18 protein-coding genes and 1 pseudogene are annotated in these 18,538 nt (G+C 57.9%); 6 read left to right on the top strand and 13 right to left on the bottom strand.

Going from position 1 to position 18,538, the window contains the following annotated elements; all coding sequences use genetic code 11:
- Positions 1-1,146: 1,146 nt before the first annotated feature.
- From BW940_RS10765 to BW940_RS10750, 4 genes are all read left to right on the top strand, one after another.
- Complete coding sequence (locus BW940_RS10765; protein WP_076609219.1) at positions 1,147-2,352, top strand: Cdc6/Cdc18 family protein; 1,206 nt, start codon at positions 1,147-1,149, stop codon at positions 2,350-2,352.
- Positions 2,353-2,638: 286 nt separating this feature from the next.
- Positions 2,639-4,414, top strand: a complete 1,776-nt coding sequence (locus BW940_RS10760; protein ID WP_076609218.1) for an alpha,alpha-trehalose-phosphate synthase (UDP-forming) — start codon at positions 2,639-2,641, stop codon at positions 4,412-4,414.
- Between the two features lie 3 nt (positions 4,415-4,417).
- Positions 4,418-5,227, top strand: a complete 810-nt coding sequence (gene otsB, locus BW940_RS10755) for a trehalose-phosphatase (RefSeq protein ID WP_076609217.1) — start codon at positions 4,418-4,420, stop codon at positions 5,225-5,227.
- Between the two features lie 301 nt (positions 5,228-5,528).
- The gene (locus BW940_RS10750) at positions 5,529-5,882 is read left to right on the top strand and encodes a winged helix-turn-helix domain-containing protein (RefSeq protein WP_076609216.1); all 354 of its coding nucleotides are present in this window, start codon (positions 5,529-5,531) and stop codon (positions 5,880-5,882) included.
- 157 nt (positions 5,883-6,039) lie between these two features.
- Here the strand turns inward: BW940_RS10750 and BW940_RS10745 are convergent, their stop codons facing one another.
- From BW940_RS10745 to BW940_RS10735, 3 genes are all read right to left on the bottom strand, one after another.
- Positions 6,040-6,303 (bottom strand): hypothetical protein, encoded by a 264-nt coding sequence (locus BW940_RS10745; RefSeq protein WP_173834877.1) that lies wholly within the window; start codon positions 6,301-6,303, stop codon positions 6,040-6,042.
- A 436-nt stretch (positions 6,304-6,739) separates the two neighbouring features.
- Positions 6,740-8,785, bottom strand: coding sequence for a bacterio-opsin activator domain-containing protein (locus BW940_RS10740; protein ID WP_076609214.1), 2,046 nt, complete (start codon positions 8,783-8,785; stop codon positions 6,740-6,742).
- 386 nt (positions 8,786-9,171) lie between these two features.
- The gene (locus tag BW940_RS10735; RefSeq protein ID WP_076609213.1) at positions 9,172-9,423 is read right to left on the bottom strand and encodes an MTH865 family protein; all 252 of its coding nucleotides are present in this window, start codon (positions 9,421-9,423) and stop codon (positions 9,172-9,174) included.
- A 255-nt stretch (positions 9,424-9,678) separates the two neighbouring features.
- Between BW940_RS10735 and BW940_RS10730 the strand changes: the two genes are divergently transcribed.
- The gene (locus BW940_RS10730) at positions 9,679-10,068 is read left to right on the top strand and encodes a ribbon-helix-helix domain-containing protein (protein WP_076609212.1); all 390 of its coding nucleotides are present in this window, start codon (positions 9,679-9,681) and stop codon (positions 10,066-10,068) included.
- 21 nt (positions 10,069-10,089) lie between these two features.
- On the opposite strand, the gene BW940_RS10725 is transcribed toward BW940_RS10730, so the two are convergent.
- Entirely contained in the window at positions 10,090-11,751 is a 1,662-nt protein-coding gene (locus BW940_RS10725; RefSeq protein ID WP_076609211.1) for a cobyric acid synthase, read from the bottom strand.
- A 37-nt stretch (positions 11,752-11,788) separates the two neighbouring features.
- Positions 11,789-11,938 carry a hypothetical protein gene (locus BW940_RS21490; RefSeq protein ID WP_159440164.1) on the bottom strand — a complete coding sequence of 50 codons (150 nt, stop codon included), beginning with the start codon at positions 11,936-11,938 and terminating at the stop codon, positions 11,789-11,791.
- Between BW940_RS21490 and BW940_RS10720 the strand changes: the two genes are divergently transcribed.
- On the top strand, positions 11,937-12,338 hold the full coding sequence (locus tag BW940_RS10720; RefSeq protein ID WP_076609210.1) for a universal stress protein: 402 nt from the start codon (positions 11,937-11,939) through the stop codon (positions 12,336-12,338). The two genes, BW940_RS21490 and BW940_RS10720, sit on opposite strands and share 2 nt — an antisense overlap.
- A 57-nt stretch (positions 12,339-12,395) precedes the next feature.
- On the opposite strand, the gene BW940_RS10715 is transcribed toward BW940_RS10720, so the two are convergent.
- From BW940_RS10715 to BW940_RS10680, 8 genes and pseudogenes are all read right to left on the bottom strand, one after another.
- The gene (locus tag BW940_RS10715) at positions 12,396-12,785 is read right to left on the bottom strand and encodes a universal stress protein (RefSeq protein ID WP_076609209.1); all 390 of its coding nucleotides are present in this window, start codon (positions 12,783-12,785) and stop codon (positions 12,396-12,398) included.
- Between the two features lie 541 nt (positions 12,786-13,326).
- The gene (locus tag BW940_RS10710) at positions 13,327-13,638 is read right to left on the bottom strand and encodes a DUF7521 family protein (protein WP_076609208.1); all 312 of its coding nucleotides are present in this window, start codon (positions 13,636-13,638) and stop codon (positions 13,327-13,329) included.
- Positions 13,635-13,982 carry an ArsR/SmtB family transcription factor gene (locus BW940_RS10705; RefSeq protein ID WP_049889923.1) on the bottom strand — a complete coding sequence of 116 codons (348 nt, stop codon included), beginning with the start codon at positions 13,980-13,982 and terminating at the stop codon, positions 13,635-13,637. The genes BW940_RS10710 and BW940_RS10705 overlap by 4 nt, the downstream gene beginning before the upstream one ends.
- A gap of 201 nt (positions 13,983-14,183) precedes the next feature.
- Positions 14,184-14,894, bottom strand: coding sequence for an alpha/beta hydrolase family protein (locus BW940_RS10700; protein WP_076609207.1), 711 nt, complete (start codon positions 14,892-14,894; stop codon positions 14,184-14,186).
- 501 nt (positions 14,895-15,395) lie between these two features.
- Entirely contained in the window at positions 15,396-16,427 is a 1,032-nt protein-coding gene (locus BW940_RS10695; RefSeq protein ID WP_076609206.1) for an AI-2E family transporter, read from the bottom strand.
- A 171-nt stretch (positions 16,428-16,598) separates the two neighbouring features.
- The gene (locus tag BW940_RS10690; protein WP_076609205.1) at positions 16,599-17,003 is read right to left on the bottom strand and encodes a DUF5518 domain-containing protein; all 405 of its coding nucleotides are present in this window, start codon (positions 17,001-17,003) and stop codon (positions 16,599-16,601) included.
- A 281-nt stretch (positions 17,004-17,284) separates the two neighbouring features.
- Positions 17,285-17,830: an MFS transporter gene (locus BW940_RS10685; RefSeq protein WP_159440163.1), complete on the bottom strand. Its 546-nt coding sequence runs from the start codon at positions 17,828-17,830 to the stop codon at positions 17,285-17,287.
- A gap of 198 nt (positions 17,831-18,028) precedes the next feature.
- Positions 18,029-18,538: pseudogene (locus BW940_RS10680) on the bottom strand (ISH3 family transposase); the annotation flags it as partial.

Genomic DNA, 18,538 nt, shown 5'->3' with positions numbered 1-18,538 from the left:
ACACACCACGTTTCCGGTGAAATACTGTTCTGAATGATATTTAGTTACAAGAGATAATATGAACGTTAGTAATCTCTCGGTCGTGAGAGAGGCTCGATCATCCATGAACGGTGAAGGGGGCACACCGGGTTTCCGATGAATTGGACAGCAGCTGACGATCTGGTCGGCGTACCCAGTGCATCGGTCCGAAACGACGTGCACCCACACACCGAGTTTCCGGTGAAGTAGATAACGATCGAGAGTGTCTTGACTGGGAGCGCGCGCACACCGGGTTTCCGGTGAAACGGGAAATAATCAAGGGGGGGGGTATCACGCTGAATACGCCGCGCGCACACACCGGGTTTCCGGTGAAACGCCTTTCACAGGAAGGAGGGAGAACTACAAGAGAGGTGATTTTAGGCGTAACATGGAGCTTACTCCGGATCTATTCTGGATAGTATATTGATGTACTATGGATTCTATCATAGATAAAAACAAAGAGTGCTGTATAACCATAGATATATGGTAGAATAGAGTGTATTTGTATGAGATCGCTCTAATCTTAGCTTTGTCGCAATAACTACTCCTAGATATGCCCTTGAGTAAACATAACTATACTACTAGGATGGTCCAGTGCTACTTGTGTATGGATAGATATAAGTGGCCTCAAAGGAAAAAGTCCATTAAGTCCTAAAACAGAAAAAGAATTGACGGTAGTCAATACACTTCTAATTCACCGGAAATTCGATTTGAAGCTCCGTTTGAGACGTTTCGGAGCGGATTCCGCCCAAAACGATGTGTTTCTACTGCTCGTTTCTTTCTAGTTCGTAGATAGATGCGTCGATCGTTTGTCATTCTTTTGGATCGCTATTCCGCTATTTTCCGTCAGTAGAACCCTCAATAAGACTGTTTTTGATCATCGAACTGCCGGTATTACAATCATCGAGAACTCACCAACCCCCGTTTCAACTGGAACCCCTTACCCCCATTTTCCCCGTTTCACCGGAAACGTGGTGTGTGTGTGCTCCGTTTTCCCCACGAAGAACTTTCGTTTCACCCACCTGCTTGAGAACGGCTCTCTTGCCGAAATCTACGGCTCTCATCGGTTTTCCGGATTCAAGTCCAAACAGTAAAGACGTTTCACCGGAAACGTGGTGTCTGTAATCTATGTCGAGTTCCGGCGATGACCTCTTTACCCGTGACGATCCGATCTTCGAGAACAAGGAGTTGCTCGAGATCAATCACCTCCCCGAGGAGGGGCGAATTGTCGGTCGAGACGACGAGATTGCGGAACTCGCGAATGCCGTCAACCCCGCCATTTTCGGCCAGAGTCCGAGCAATCTCCTTATCTATGGAAAAACTGGGACTGGAAAATCGCTCTGTGCCAAACATATCTCCGAACAGCTCGTTCGCGTTGCGAAAGAAGAGGGTGTCACGGCCAAGTTCGCCTACGTCGACTGTGCGCAGGATAGCACGGAGACCCAGGCGGTCCAGACGATCGCCCACTCGTTGAACGATTCGGCAGTCACTGATGTCAAGATTCCCGACAAAGGACTCAGTACATCGACATACTACAAGCGCCTCTGGCGAGTGTTGGATACACAGTTCGAGGTCGTCCTCATCATCTTAGACGAGGTCGACAAACTCGACGACGACGATATTCTTATGCAACTCTCGCGTGCGGGCGAGGCCGGCAAACTCGAGTCGTGCAAGATCGGCGTGATCGGGATCAGCAACAAGATCAAGTACAAAGATCGGATGGACGAACGAGTCAAGTCGAGTCTTTGTGAACGCGAGTTCGTCTTCCCGCCATACGACGCGAATCAGCTTCGAGACATCATGCAGGCCCGTAGCGACGCGTTCAAAGATGGGGTCCTCGATTCGTCAGTTATTCCACGGGCTGCAGCGCTTGCCGCTCGAGAACACGGTGACGCCCGGAAGGCGATCGATATCCTTCGGTATGCAGGCGAGATTGCTCAGTCCACCGGTAACGAGACCGTTCGCGAGGAGTACGTCGTCCAGGCCCGTGAGCGGGCCGAAACTGATCGGTTCCGAGAGCTCATTCGGGGGTCGACACCTCACTCACGGTACGTTTTGCAGGCGCTTGCAGTCCTTGCACTCAACACCGCAGACGAGGACGGCTTCCGGACGACTCGTATCTACGACGTTTACGAGGAAATCTGTCGCCAGGAAGGCTCCGACACGCTCTCGTTGCGTCGGGTCCGTGACCTGCTGAAAGAGCACGCCTTTCTCGACATTATCGAGCAATCCCGTCAGAGCGGGGGAAGTGCAGAGGGGAGTTACACCGAACACCAACTGCTCGAGGATCCGGACGTCGTCCGGAAGGTACTCGTCGAGACGGACGACGCATGACCGACCTCTGATAAACGGATGACCTTCCAGTACCGACCACTCTGGACGAGACAAACGGCTGTTTCACCGGAAACGTGGTGTCTCCTCGCTGCTCGACTCTCGATACTGTTTGCAAATCAATGATTCTGTGGCGTGTCAGACTCGTCCGTGTCTCTTCGGACCGTTGAACGGATAGTCACGCCGGTTGGATGGTCAGTTGATTTCGGCCAGTATCGGGACACTATTAGACACCCATGCTGGTGCAAGCCACGAATCAACCCGGGACGAGGCTGTCCAATAGCAGCGAATGCGAGTTACCGACGAGCGATTGTCGTTGACGGCTCCGAGTAACCGACAGCTACGGGCCGATGGAGGCGGCCGGAGGACTGACGGGACAGGGTCCGACGGACCGACCTGTCCGAATTCTCTGATCGTCGTCTCGAATCGGCAACCGTATCGACACGAATACGACACGGCGGCATCGACCGCCGGTAGCGATCGGCCGGCCACGACTGCGGACGCGGCGACAGGGACTGATGAGACGGTTCCAGAATCGACTGACGAGACCGACACCCGTCCGATCACGGTCGACGAACCGACAGGCGGGCTGACTGCTGGGCTCGATCCGGTTTTGCAGCAGGCGGCGGGAACCTGGATCGCCTGGGGCGATGGCGACGCTGACTTCGACGTCACTGACGAGCACGACTGCGTGGCTGTCCCACCGAACGATCCATCCTATACGCTCCAGCGGATCGCGCTCTCGGACGAGGCGATCGATTCCTACTACTATGGGTTCAGTAACCGCGTCCTCTGGCCATTGTGCCATGGATTTACGGATCTCGTCGAAACCAGATCGAACGATTTCGAATGGTATCGGACGGTCAACGAGCGCTTCGCCGAGGCAGTACGTGAGCACGCGACCGCTGACTCGGTAGTCTGGCTTCAGGATTATCACTTCGCACTCGCATCGCAAATGATCCGTGATCGAGTCCCACAGTCGACGACCGTTGCCCAGTTCTGGCACATACCGTGGCCGACATCGACGACGTTCCAGCACTGTCCGGCCGGCAGAACACTTCTCGAGGGACTGCTCGGAAACGACCTGCTTGGCTTTCACGTCGACCGATACGCCGAGCGCTTTCTCGATTGTGTCCACCGATATCTCCCGGCCGCTGACGTCGACTGGGACCGACGGACCGTTACGTCCGGTGAGCAGACGACTCGCGTCGTTGCAACGCCGATGGGTATTGACGCCGAATCCTACGATCAGGACGCCCGGTCCGTCTCGGCGTCACAACGCTCCTCGCTGTTCGACCGATACGATATCGCACGCGAGAACGTCATCGGCCTTGGTGTCGACCGACTCGATTATACGAAAGGGATCCCCGAACGGCTGGCTGCGGTCGAACGGTTTCTCGAGTGGAACCCGTCGTCCCACGGCGAGTTCACGTTCGTCCAGACGGCGACACCGTCTCGAACCGACATTCCGGCCTACGAACGATACGGCGAGTTCGTCCGGAGCGAAGTCGAACGGATCAATCAGCGATTCGGCACGCAGGCGTGGAATCCGATCGTCTACACCGAAGACTATCTCTCGGCGGCGGAGCTCTGTGCGCTGTACCGACGTGCAGACTTGATGATCGTCAGTCCGCTGGTCGACGGGATGAACTTGGTCGCACAGGAGTACGTCGCGTCGAGCGTCGACGGTGACGGGATGTTGCTGTTGAGTCAGGGAACGGGTGCTCACGAGACGCTCGGCTCTCATGCGCTCACAATCGATCCGACCGATACCGACGGTGTTGCCCGTCAACTCGAGCGGGCACTCTCGCTGTCGCCCGCCGAACGCCATCTCCGGATGAATACGCTTCGAAAACGGGTCTTCGATGGGAACCTCGAGTGGTGGATGACAGCCCAGTTCGACTGGATACGTCGCGTCCGAAACGAGACACTCCGCGATGATGCGACTCGAGTTGCTGATTCCGATGCCGAGCGGGAGTTCGACTCGAATTCGGAGGCAGATTCGGACTCGGACCCGGATTCGGACTCGGATTTCGATCCTTACGAACGGACGTCGTCAGTGTAGCCGATGTCGCCAACGACTCCTCCCCGTCCGATCGACGAGCATCGGGATCGGATCCGCTCGAGGCTTGCGTCGGCGTCGCGACTCCTCCTCTGTCTGGACTTCGATGGGACGCTGGCACCGATCGTCGACGACCCGGATGCGGCGGCGCCGACGCCGGAAAACGAGGCTGCGGTGGCGTCGCTCGCCACAGAGCCCGCGGTGTCGACGGCAATCGTCAGCGGTCGCGCGCTGGCAGACGTTCGTGACCGTATCGATGGGCCGAAGACGTATGCCGGGAATCACGGCCTCGAACTGTCTCGCCACGGATCGGTTACGGTCCACCCAGTTGCCCGCCAACGGATGTCGCGACTCGAGGCGGTCTGTGAAACACTCGAGACGGTCCTCGAGCCGATCCCGAACTGTCGGATCGAAAACAAACGACTGACGGGGACGGTCCACGTCAGGTCCGTCCCTGCCAGCGTCAGGTCGGTTGTTCGGCGGCAGACACATGCGGTTGTCGACCGACTCGGTGATGGCTCGCTCGAGGTTTCGACCGGGAAACGAATCTTCGAAATCGGACCGTCAGTGTCCTGGGATAAGGGGGATGCGGTCGCGTTGATCGCGTCGGAGATGCCCTCCGAGACGGTGCCGATCTATATCGGTGACGACGTAACCGACGAATCGGCGTTCCGGACCGTCGAACCCGATGGAATCGGCATCAGAGTTAGTGGCGATGAACCGTCTGCGGCCTCCTATCGAGTCGACTCCCCGACCGCGGTTGCGACAGTGTTGAACTGGCTCGACTCGGTCGGCGTCGACCTCCTCGAGAGTTGAATCCGGTGGGGGATCACCGGTCCTCAGGATGGTGGGCCAGTACATCCCTGACAACAGAGAGAGGGCACGGTGGTTCCTCAGAACCGGCTGCAGCGAGGATACTGATCGATCCGCTTGTCCCTGTATTCGGCAGTATCGATGTGTTTCTCGCCCCGCGATATCTGTTCGATTCGAGACCGGGTTTTCGAGGTTCGGGCTGACTGTTCTGTTTTCGACACTGATCGCGGTATAAAACACAAGCAGGAAAGTCGAAAGTATTAGTTACCACTGGAAATATAGTGGGTAATGAGAGTGAACGATAGTGAAACTGCGTCAACCTACTGATTTCCTGATTCTCGAGGAACTCGAGGACAAGGGACGAAACGTTGCAACGAACCTCGCTGCACACACGGGGAAAAGCCGAAAGAACATCAACACCCGGCTGCCGGTACTGGAAGATTACGGACTCGTTTGCAAGATCGGGCCAGCAGAACGGTCTGGACTGTACGAGATTACCTCTATGGGGAAAGCAGCGCTCGTCTACCGCGACCAGTACGATGATGTCGACGATTTCGAGTCGCTTATCGAAGGCCCCAGCGCGGAAGATGCCACGCAGGATGGCAATACACAGGCCAGTTTCGTCCGCGGCGAGGGCGACCATGACGACGACAAGTAACTGTCTCTGATGCCGTTCGTCCTAACGTGGGCGTCAAGGCCTCAGTTACATCTGTGTTCGTCGCATGATAGTCACGACTGAAACGATTTGCACACCGATCCTGTGTCTTTAATCGACCCCACCGCTGTGGGCAGCAAGTAATCCGGCGGGCTCTTGACTAGTCGGGGAGTGGGTGGCGTGTGTCGACGACGCGAGCGCCGCGGTCGTCGACCCGGAGCTCCGCCCAGGCGGGGAGTTCGTCGGTCGGTGTCAACAGCAGCAGGCTTTGATCGCTCGTTTCTACCAGCCATCGATCCGGCGCACGCTGTCGGATGCACGGCTTCCATCGTTCGGTACGGAGTCGGTTTCTGATTTGACAGTCGGTATAGTAGTGACCGTCCGTCCCCTCGTAGAGTCTGTTGACGGGTGTATCCGCTATCACGGCGCTCTGTCCTCCGCGGATCGGCTTGCGGAACTCGGTACTCGCGTGATCGCCGTCCCCATTCCACTCGAACGATATCGGGTTTTCTGCATCGGCGTTTGGGTTCACATAGAGTACGTTTATTATCTCGAGAGTCTCACGACGTTTGATATATATGTGACACCCTCACAACGTGTCGCCTCGAGATGGCTGCCGATAGTATCAGAAAACATATGACTCTGTGGTGGGTGTGATACTGCGTGTCGGAACGACCAACACACCACGTTTCCGGTGAAGAATAAGCCTACTTGTCATTTGTGCCGGTCTCTCACACCCGGTAAATATGACTTAGACACCAGACGTTTGATATATTTTCGGTCGGACTGTGTGGTCAGGAACTCGTGTTCGGATCGAGCCGTACCTCTCTCCATATCTCGCCTATTTATCGCTTCCAGCGCTACGTTTGTTCAGTTCTGCTATCAATTTCGAAGAACTCCTTTAAAACCGTCTTGAGCCCTTTCCGCAGGTGTTGGTGCATCGTGGGTGGCGAGATGTCCATCGTTTCGGCGACCTCTTCGCCGGTGCTCTCCCGTGGCCAGTCGAAGAAGCCGCCGTAGTAGGCGAGTCGAAGCGTCGTGAGTTGTCGTTCGGTGAGTTGATCGAGAATTCGACTGCACCGCTCGGTTGCCGTTCGCACCGGTCGGTCGACTTCCCGGCGAGCGACGAGTTCGGTGTTCTCGTAGACGCCGGTCAGGGTATCCGCAATCTCTCGAACATCGGCATCCTGAGACACCTCGACCAGACAGGTGCCGACACCGTTTTTGACGGTAATCTCTCTGATCGTCGCTCCGTGGTTTGCAAGTGCCCGGACCCCCGACTCCGAGAGGCTCATTTCGATCGTACAGCAGTCGGCACCATGGTGTATCCGTCGACACTCCTCGACCGAATCGTGGGCGGTGGCTGCTTCAAGCACCGTCTCGCAATCGATCCCCTCGATCGTGATATACTGGACGGTACGCCCGTTCGAGGTCGTCCCAGCCCACTCGAGCGAGCAGGTACAGTCGTACTCCTCGGAGAGGTCGAACGAAAAGGTATCTCCGCCGTCGATCCGAAACTCGAGTTCGATGACTGCGTCGGCAAACAGGAGCTGGCGGTTCCGGACGGCCATGATCGTAAAGCCGATCGTCTCACCGAGCAGTTCGAACCCAGCACGTTCTCCCTCACTGAACGCCTCCTCACGGCCAGAGAAGACGGTCAAGACGCCGTATATCGATTCATTGTGGCGGATCGGAACGGCGATCGCGGATCGAACGCCAGCGTCACGTGCGCCGTCTCGAAGCGGGTCGGGAACCGTCTCATTCTCAGAAATCCCGGTTTGTGTCTGGATCGTGCCCGTCTCGACGGCCCGTTGTGCCAGCCACCCCTGATCGACGGCGGCGTCGGTGACACGTTCGAGGTCCGCGGTGGCACTGCCGGCTCCGGTTCGATACCGAAGGGATCTATCACCCGTGTGTTCGGCGATCCAGGAACCACAGTACAGATCCGAGTCGACGAGCTGGTCACAGACTTCGTGTTCGATCGCGTCTCTGGAACGTGCCTCCACCAGCGTTTCGATTACCTGACCGATGACCGCATTGATTTTGTTGAGTGTCTCGAGTTGGTTCCGTTGTGATCGCAGTTCACGCTCTCGTTGTACCCGTTCGGTAATATCTCTCGCGAGCCAGACAACAGCGCGCGCTCCGCCAATTCGGTCGTCGATCGGGACGACTCGACCCTCGTACTGTCGGCGTCCATCGGTCGTTTCGATGCTGTACTCGATGGACTGGGTATCGCCGGTGGCGAGGGTCCGGTCGATACACGCCTGTAACTCCGTGGCCACGTCGTCCGGAAACACGTCCTCGAGTTGGTTCCCGGTCAACTCGTCGGCCGATATCGAGCCGAGATCAGCGACGTCGGGACGGACACTCGTCTCGAGGTAGGTCCCGTCGGCGCTGATGACGAAGGCTTCGTCCGGCAGTTCGTTTGCGAGAATCCGGTGGTAATCGGTATCGACCGCGCTCGCTATCGGTCGTGTCTCCGCCGCACCAGTCTGATTTGAGTGGATCGCTTCGAGAACCCGTTCGACGGGATCATCGTCACGGTCGGGCTGAACGTAGTCGTCCGCGTTCGTCCGTACTGCAGCCGCTGCAAGTGCCTCACTCCCTGCCAGTGGAACGACGACCGTCGGAACGGCCGGCATTTCCGTGTTGATGCGCTCGAGTACCGTTTTCGTCCGCTCCGTACACTCGAGTTCGAGGACGATGCCAGCGAGCTCGGTCGAGCCGTCTTCAGCCCGGTTTTCGGGGGCCGATTTGACTTCGGAATCCAGCATAGTCTCGAGAACGGTCTCCGGTGAATCCGATCGAACGTCGAACGACGTCGCGGTACGCAGCCGTTGCTTGAGCGAACTCGAGTCAGCGGTCGTTACGTGGAGGATCGGTCCGGGTCGGGTCTCGTGGGGCATGCAGTAATCCAAACTGTTGTGGTTTCCGATCGTAATTAGCCGGGTGCGTCTTTCGGAAACAACACAATGACAGAACAAAAGACTACTGGCCAGTCGATTTGTCGGCTTGCAATGCGATTGTCGACTCCCGATCCCGTTGGGTCCAGTGGTCGCTGTGGTGTCAGCCTCGCTGCACAGTTCACACTGTCTACACTGTGTACACGGTGTACATTTCAATCGGGCCGATAACCCCTCGAAAACACGGGCCGAAGGCGTCTTGAGCCGAGTCCGGACGACCCACTTTCGATGTCGCTTACGCACTGAATCAGTATCTTGCGCACTGAATCAGTATCGTGGCCGATCGGACTGTTTACATCCCGATACGTGTCCGCTGTGGGCGAACCGATCTACAGTTCGCCCTGTTCTTTGAGGTCCTCGATGATGTCGTCGACGAAGGATTCGGGATCGTCGTAGGGGAAGTCCCCGCCCGACGTTTTCGTGTTCAGTTCCATTGCGGTGACCGAGAAGTCGCCGGATTCGAATTTCGTTCCGGGTCCGTTCGGAAGTGCCGGAACGAGGTCCATCGGACTCGAGATTGGGTAGTCGGCTCCTTCGAACGCGTCGATCATCTGCTCGCGGATTTCAGTTGCGTCTGCCATTGCGCGCTCTACTTGCACACGATAAATAATAAATTTGCAGGTAGTTGCAACGACCAGTTCCGTTTCTCTATCGAGCCGATAACACACCCGATAACCTTTCTTAGCTGTTCTAAGACAATAATTCACTTCAAACAGCCATGGAACCACTTCTCCAAGCCGTGTCCGATTCGAAGCATGGAATCTCGGCCCGAAAAACGTCTTCTGTATGACAATTATTCGAAACAATAATGAACCAGTAGCGAACAGTATGACGATATGGCGAAAGATACCGTCAGATATCCGGACGAGGTCGTCGAAGAGATCGATTCCCTCGTCGAAGACGGTATGTTCGAGAGCAAATCCGAGTTCTATCGGTTCTCCGCGGAGTACGTCCTCACGCTAATCAACGGCGACCACGACGTCAAGACGTTCAACTTCGACGAGATCAAATCCGAACTCGATATCACCGAGGCAGACCACGCCAAAGCGCTGGGTACCGACGGCGGAACCTTCTTTCTCGATGCCGTGATCACGGTCCGCAAACACGGGCTTCGTGGGGACTTCGAGGCCGCAGAACGGTTCATCGACACCCACTACGATGCGACCGATCAAGAGTGTATTATCCTCGAGGAGTTGCTCGGAACCTACCGAAGCCAGCCCGCCTAGAGCATCTCGAGCAACTGGCCGCTACCGACTGTTCGTTTCGGCTCCGCGAGCGATATCTGCCTCGAACGGCTCGCCCAGTGCCTCGAGGTCGACGTGTTCGCGAACCAACGTTGCAGCGCGATCGTACGGCGTCGCGCTGGTCGTCGCTCTCGAGCCAGCGTTCGATGCCGATTGCCCGTCCTCATCATCACTAGCCGGCCAGTCGATTCCTGCGTCCATAGCGACAGCCTCGAGAAACGCTGTTCGGACCGACTCGTTGTCGAACAGGCCGTGCAAATACGTTCCGAGTATCCGTCCGCGGGCCGCACTCGACTCGCCGAGCGGTCGGCGTACGGTCTCGAGCGCCCGCGTTCGACCGGCGTGGATTTCGTAACCCGAAGCCTGACCGTCCGCGCCCGCGAGCAACGGTGTCGCGTCGCTATCGACGAGGACCGCCGTCTGCTCGACGTGTTTCGTTCCCTCGAACCGCGTCTCGACCGGCAACAGCTCCAGCCCTTCGACGACGTCGTCCTCGCCCGTTCCCTCGAGTGCGGCGTTCGTGATTCGCTCGCCCAACAACTGGTAGCCGCCACAGATGCCGACGATCGGGCCGTCAAACGCCGCGAGCGCGTCCCTGAAGCCGGCCTCGTGGAGCGCGAGGAGGTCGTCGACGGTGTTTTTCGTTCCCGGAAGCACGACCGCATCCGCGTCGATGTCCTCGAGCGGATCGTCGGCCGGCGTCCCATCGTCACTCGTCGGTCCTGTTTCCACTGGCACAAAGACAATTGAGACGCCCGGTTCGGCTGCCAGCGCCTCGAGATCCGTCGCGTTCGAGATCCGCGGCAGCCGCGGGACGGCGATCGTTAGCCGCTGGTCGTCGGGGACGCCGTCGTCGTCGCCCAGCACGCCGCGTTCGCTCGTGGCAGGCAGCCCGACACTGTCTTCTTCGGGGAGGCCGGGGTCGTCGTAGGGGAGCACTCCCAGGATAGGGACGCCGGTTTTCGATTCGATTTCCTCGATTCCGGGCTCGAGCAGCGTCGGATCGCCCCGGAACTTCGTGATGAGCGCGCCTGTAACGCGCTCGCGCAGCGAGTCGGGCAGCAGTTCGATCGTTCCGTAGAGACTGGCGAAGGCTCCGCCGCGTTCGATATCGACCAGCAGGAGGATTTCGGCGTCGGCAAACCGGGCGGTCTCGACGTTCGCGAGGTCCCGATCGTGGAGGTTAATCTCGGCGATGCTGCCGGCTCCTTCGGCGATGACGACGTCGTGGGCGGCCGCGAGTCGCCGGTAGGACTCTTCAGCCGCGGCGCGTGCCTCGTTCCAGTACTCCTCGTAATACGCGCCTGCGGGGACGTGCTCGTGGGCCCGCCCCTGAACGACGAGTTGGCTCTCGCCGTCGCCGCGGGGTTTGAGCAGGACTGGATTGCAGTCCGTCGTCGGCGTCATACGGGCCGCTCGTGCCTGGACGAACTGTGAGACGCCGATTTCGCCCCACTGCTCGGCGCTCGAGTCGTCACTCGGTCGGTCGGTTTCCCCCTTGGTTGCCTCGGGCTGAACGACGACGCGAGCGTTGTTGCTCATATTCTGTGCTTTGAACGGGGCAACCGAGACGCCCCGATCGACGAGCAGCCGACACAGGCCGGCGGCGACCGTCGATTTACCGACGTGACTTGCAGTTCCTGCAACGAGAAGCGTCCGTGTCATCCGCGTGGGGATAACTCACGCAGCTCACGGTATCGTCCTATCGGTTCGTTCCTGCCGGCTCCTCGTCGTCCGAGGCTAATTCTGGCGACTGGCCATCGTCGAACTCGAGTTGTTCGCCCGGATGGGGCTCGGTATGACGCAGAATCTCGTGGGTGTTTTTGCCGGTCGTCGCCAAAGAACGGGCCATGTACGACAGGATTTTGGTTCCGACGGATGGCCGGCCAAACACCGAGCGAGCGATCGAGGAGGCGATCGAACTCGCCCGTGTTCACGGCGCCTCGATCCACGCCCTGTACGTCATCAACTCCGCCGAAATCGCACCGGGAATGGAGTTCGAAGACCTCGAGCCGATCGGAGAACGCGCCGTCGACCACGTCGCAAGCCAGGCAGTCGAGGCCGGGGTCGACGACGTTCAAACGACGGTCACACACGGGCTTCGCCATCAAGCGATCCTCGACTACGCCGCCGACCACGATATCGATCTGATCGTCATGGGCCGACACCGCGGTATCGAACGGTTTTTCAGAAAGAGCGTCTCCGAACAGGTCTCGAGGGAGGCGAAGACGTCTGTACTCGTCGCCGAATAGCCGGGTTCGTACGCTTTCGGTGGCTGTTCGCTTGTCGACGTGGGGCCGAGCAGTCAATCATCCCTCGAGGGCGGGGATAACGACGACCGGTCGTGTCGCTCCCTCGAGCACGGTGTGTGCAGTTGATCCGACCGTTGTCGACCCATCGGTGAGACCGTAAGCGGATGTGATGACGAGTTCGTCAGCACCGGTCGCCGCTGCGGCCTCGAGGAGTATCTTGGCTGGATCGCCGTCGTCCTCGCGAAGTTCCGTGGTGACCTCGTCGACGGTTGCGAGCCGAACGGGGGCAACATTCAGCGCCTCCTGGGCGTCTCGCCGTGCCGTCGTATCGGTGGGTGGCGCGACGGCCACGACCGTCACGGTATCCGTCGCGGTCGCTCGCCCGTCGAGATAGTCACAGATCGCTGCCGTCGTGTGGACGGATGCAGTGCCAGCGAGATAATGCATATCGGCTTCTCGAACGGCAGCCAAAAGAAGCTGTGGGCACCTTTCAACCGACTGGCGTCTTGCATCGAGCGACGATACCAGAGAGGAGCGGCGATGTGGTCCGTCTCAGAACAGGGATTTTCCGAGTCAGAAAACACGCTCGTGCCATTATTAGATACCAGCCGAAAGCGGTGAGTGGGGACGATCGTCTCGGCACGGCGTGTCCCATCCGGGTCGGGTATCCCCCTGATCGTCGCTGGACAGATCCCGCCGGTGGACGGCCGTGACAGCTATCCGAGCGGTCGTCCGTTCGATTCCCGCTCATCCAGTGGTCCCCCCTTCCCCTCCGCTTCGGCCCACAACACACGATCGTCGCCCCGGTATTTTGCTCTCGATTCCTGGGTTCGATATTCTACCACTTATCGACCAATGACCGGCCCGACGACTGTTCTCGATGCCAGCTTTCCAGCCAGAACAGACACACTCACCTCCTGAGCGTCGACGAAGGGTCGAATCGATTGTACCGCTGGATTCGATCCTCCAGTTCAGGCTTGGAACGCCACTAATGCTGTCCGTACAGCGAATACATGATCGCAACCAGCCCGACCAGTCGACTCACGTTCTCGAGAAAGACCGTTATCACCTGTTCGGCGCTGAAGAGTGTCGTAACTGCCACGTTGATCAGGAACGGACAGAGCGTCAACAAGAGCAAGCCGACAGCCAGATAGAGCATCGACGGCGCGTCGTTGCGGCGGTAGCCCCGGTAGGCCTGGTAGGCGATGATCGTCCCGATCAGCGCAACCAGAAAGAGACTCCCAACGGTGAGCAGTTCGAACAGGGGTGCCTCGTCGATCCGAACGACGTTCTGACTCATCGCATCCCCTCCCATAGCCGGGTGAATTTGTCGGCAACGTCCTCATCACGATACGTCAACTCGAGCGCAAACGAGCCGTCCTCGAGGGAGAGTTCGAGCCGATCGAGGTTTGCGCTGTAGACGCTGAAGTGGTTGCCGTCGGGTGCGAGCTCCGTCTCTTCGGTGACGAGATGGCACTCCTCGAGCCGCTCGAGTCGCCGGTAGATCGTCGGCAGGGACGCATCACATCGCTCGCTCAGGGTACTGGCAGACATTGGTTCGATACTCGTATTGGTGAGGATTTCGCGTGCGTACTCGTCGTCGAGGACGGCAAGCACAGTTGACAGATCAGTATCCTCACTCACTGTTAGCTCATCGTTCCGGCATCGGTATGAAAAACGGTCCGGTTTTTCTGAACGAGAAAATTCGATCCTCTTGGCCGCAACCGAACACCTCTCACCCATCGCGATGGGGCGTGTCTCGGATTGTCCATATCATATATCGATACGTGATTTATTCTGGCTGACACCGGTCCCGACTCCCATCACAGACCCACTCGAGTCCCATCACTGCGTCTCGAGCCAGTGAAACGTCCGCTCGAGTAGCCGGGCTTCCGCCGGCGTCGAAAAGCGGTGTCCCTCCGTTGTGAACGTCTCGAGAAGGACGTCCGTCTCGAGTCGAGCCACAGCCTCAAGGCTGTCGTCGATATCCACGGCGTCGTCCGTTCGGCCGTGGAAGATTGCGACCGGAACATCGAGCGATGCTTCGACGTCGGCAAAGCGGTACGTCTCGAAATCCTCAAAGAACCGACGATCGATTCGGTCGCCGGTTTCGAATCGGTACTCGCCGTCCCGTTCGACAGTCGTTCGATACGCCTCGAACGCGCGGTTGTACGTGACGGGTGCTCGTGTCACCACAGCGTCGACCCGTGGATCCTGTATTGTCGCGTGGAATGCGACTTTCCCGCCGAAACTCGAGCCAAAGAGCACGTACGACGCGGGATCGACGTGCTCGACGACGGCACGGAGATCCGCAAGTTTAGTACTGAGCGTCTGGTCGATGAACCGGCCGTCGGACTCGCCACAGCCGCGGAAGTCGAACCGGACAGCATTATACCCCTCCTCGACCGCTCGCCGACAGCGGTGTTCGTAGCTTCCGCGTTTGTCGCTTAGAAACCCGTGACAGAACACGACCCAGTCGTCGCCGGGTGCCTCGTGGTGGATCGCGCTGACGGCGGCTCCGTCGGCGACCGGAATTTGGTGCGCTGTTTCGGTCATCGGTTCCACCCACGGGGGATGCTGTGGTAGTCGTTGTGTCTGTCCGTCTTGAGTGGCCTCGTCGGCACACCATTTACACTTGTGCCCCTCGAGCGATACTGTATGACCCGGACGACCTACAGATGCACCTGTGGCGCGCTTTTGGAGTTCTACCAGGACCTCGAGAAAGAATCTGGGATCGCGACACGGCGTTGGAAGTGTGTGGATTGTGGGACGCCGGTCCCTGGTCAGTTCGCCGAGAAAATCAGTCATCAGCATCCATCCTGAGGAGACAGCGTCTCAAGCGGTGTTTCCACGGCTTCTCTCAACTACGATGCCCGGACGGCGTCGTGGACAATACAAGTACTTGTGATTACTGGGCTAATCTAAAGTAGCTACTGTACTCTGCTGTATCGACGAATAGTGCGTTCTCGAGGGCTGGCTCTGGCAAATTCGCATTCACCGTTATCTATAAACCATATAACGATATATAAATTTCGCGATCCGGTGAGAAAGAGACACTCACGCCTGCTCGAGTGGTGCTGGCTCGGCGTACTCACGCACGTAGATATCGATAATGAGTTTCATCAGTCCAAGGATGATCGGTCCGATAAAGAGCCCAACGAAGCCGAACAGTGTGATTCCGCCGAAAATACCGATGATCGTGATAACCGGGCTGAGCTGTGTCCCGCGTCGCATCACCATCGGGCGAAGGACGTTATCGACCGTACTGATAATGACTGCGCCGAAGACGAACAACACGACGGCGGGAACGGGGCGACCGATAACGAGTAGATAGATCGAGGCCGGGATCCAGATTATCGATGCCCCGACGAGTGGGATCATCGCTGCGACAAACGTTGTCACGATCCAGAACACGACGTTTCCAAGGCCGAGAACGAGGAACGCAACGCCGAGTAAGAGTGCCTGTGCTGCTGCAACGGCGGCGGTACCGACGAGTGAGTTGTGGAGCAACAGACTGGTTTCTTCGAACAGTTCCTCTCGAACCGCTGGTTCGACTGGTAATACCGTTCGAAACCACCCAACAGCCTGGTCGCCGTCTTTGAGCAGGTAGAACAGGACAAAAAACAGGACCGTGAACCCGATGAAGAGTTCGGGGAGTCCACCGATGATACTGAAGAGATTCCCAGCAAGGCCTCGGGCACCCGTTTTGACGGCACCGCTGAACGTATCGTGTGCGGCTGCGATATCGGCCTGCACACCTAACCGATCTGCGATCACGTCGTCGAGTTGGGCGACGTTTCCGGGCTCGAAGTCTGCAAAGAGTTGACGGGCCTGCCTCGCTGCAACGCCAAGGATGATGACAATCGGGAGTACAATAAGAAAGAGTCCAATAAGTATCGATAGTCCGGCAGAAAGTCCCGAGCCAAGCCGATCTAAAAGCCGATTATTGATAGGGGCGAGAGCGTATGCAAGGATCACGGCGACAAGAACCCAGGTGAGAAATGGCAGGACGAGCAGGAACGAAAGAAGTCCGATTAAAAGACCGAGTACAACCAGGAACCGTTTTGAACGTCTCGATTCTGTACTCATGGGCTCGTGGTGTTCCACCTAACAGTGATTACACCGGTTCTACTAGCCCACTGCTTGTGCGAGATGATGAGAATAAATCCACCCCAAGGATAATAAGCGGCTATTTGCGACGGTGATGAAACTCACCTGCCTGTGGAGAGGCCACAGTGCCGATTGAAAATCAGTAATTGCTCATGCCCGTGCGCCCGTTGGCTCCGGAGCAGCCCGACGGTGTTTTGTCCACGAGCCGATCGCACCGCCCAGAGCACCGGGGACGGCGTAGAACGCGAGCATGAGTATGCCGAGGACGAGCACGCTGAACGACGCGACGAGGCCCGCGAATAGCAGGGTCGTGAATGTCGCAATGACTAACAAGACCAGCGATCCGAAGACGGTTGCGATACCGCCGTGGGTCGCACCGGAACTCACCGTCCCGCCAGCGAGGTATCCAGCGGTGAGACCACCGAGTATACCGATTCCGCCCCAGTACAGGAGCACGACAGAGGCTTCCGATCCCACGTAGATGAGACCGCTGATGAACCCTAACGCGAGGGTCATGACGAATCCAGTTACTACCGCTGTCCAATTTATGTCCATGATCAACTGTTACTACGCTGTCAGTCAAAATAAACCTCGTCTCACGGGATACGGACAGTACAACCGGTGGGCTGAATACATATCATGATATATTTGATAGAATATTCAATCCGTGTGTTCGACGTCTATCGGTGTTGCTCACCAGACTGATCAGATCTTTCGTCCGAGTGTGGCGGTAGCTGTCATCCTGGCAAGTGCCTCCTCTGGATCGATTTTCGGACGACCCCACCCTCAACAAGCGAGGGGCGAGTAGCCCCGAGCGCGGTAGGGTGTGGGGTAGTTCACTCCTCTATCGCTGTTTCAGATGGGTCACTTGGTGGCTCCTGAGGTGATTCGAGTTGATCGAGCGGGTCGTCAGTCTCCTGTACCTCCTTCGGTAAGAGCGTCGACGCCGCAAGTGTGAGCAAGACGAACAGTGTGAGGAGGAGTAACGATGTCTGCTGGGCATTGACCATCGCGGCTTCAAAGATACCCTCGAGCAGTTGCTGTTCCGCTGGTGTGAGTTGCGCCATGAACTCCTGCTGGGTCGCCTCGGTCGCTGTCTCCGCTGCGTCTTCGAGGGCCAGTACCAGTTCGTTCCGTTGGGCCACCGTGACTGTCTCGTCTCTGGCTCGCAACACGCCATCGACGACACCGGCGTAGAACCGTCCGAGCAGGAACGAGCCGATGACTGCCGTTCCCAGCGCGAATCCCAGCATCCCGCTTGCGTTCATGACGCCAGATGCCTCCGAGAATTTGTCTGCTGGAACCGCTGATAGCGTCATATTGACGAGTTGTCCCATCATCAGTCCGAGACCGATCCCGAAAAGCGTCATCGGAATCGCCATACCAGTGATGGTCTGTTCGAGACTCAGTACCTCACAAAGCATTACCAGTTAGCCTGACCTGAGTCACCTGTTCTGTCGTGATGAGTCGTCGATAGCGGTTGAACAACACTAATCGGGGACGGAGCTGTCGCTGTCGGCGGCGGTCAGCCGCCGACGCGACAGCGTAGCCACTCACAAGGCAGCGATCTCGGTCAGTGACTACCGGTGGAACCGGTCGTCAGGTGGCCGGTTTGCGGGGACGGCCCGACGCACCGCGAGGGCCGTCCACGCAGCCCGTCGAACCATGTTGACGAACTCCTTGTATGGCCACCACCAGAGGCGACGCCCGCCTCGGCGGGGCGTCGCCACGTATTCGTAGTGCAGATACCGCCAAACGTTCTGTAGCAGCAGACTCACTACGACGTACAGCAGTCTGACCGTCGCGTCTCGCGTCGTTGTCGTCGCTATCGCTTGCTCGGACAAGCGATAGCTCGACTCGATACCGAAGCGTTTGCTGTAGTGGTATCGAGCGTCGCGTGGTGTCTCGATGAACGGCGCGTCAGCGGCGTAGCCGTGACGCGCCACGCCCTGCTCGTCATATCGTCCATTCAGGTACGTACAGTCGATGTAGACGGGAAACTCGACGGTCCAACTGTGACCGTCGAGTTTCCCTGTCAGGTCGTGTTGGATGACGCGACTCCACCCTTCCGAGAGTTCCTGCTGAATCGC

Origin of the sequence: Natronorubrum thiooxidans (assembly GCF_900156475.1) — an archaeon.
GTDB classification, from domain to species: Archaea; Halobacteriota; Halobacteria; order Halobacteriales; family Natrialbaceae; genus Natronorubrum; species Natronorubrum thiooxidans.
The sequence above is the reverse complement of the archived record's forward strand: the minus strand, read 5'-3'. Positions and strand labels throughout refer to the sequence as shown.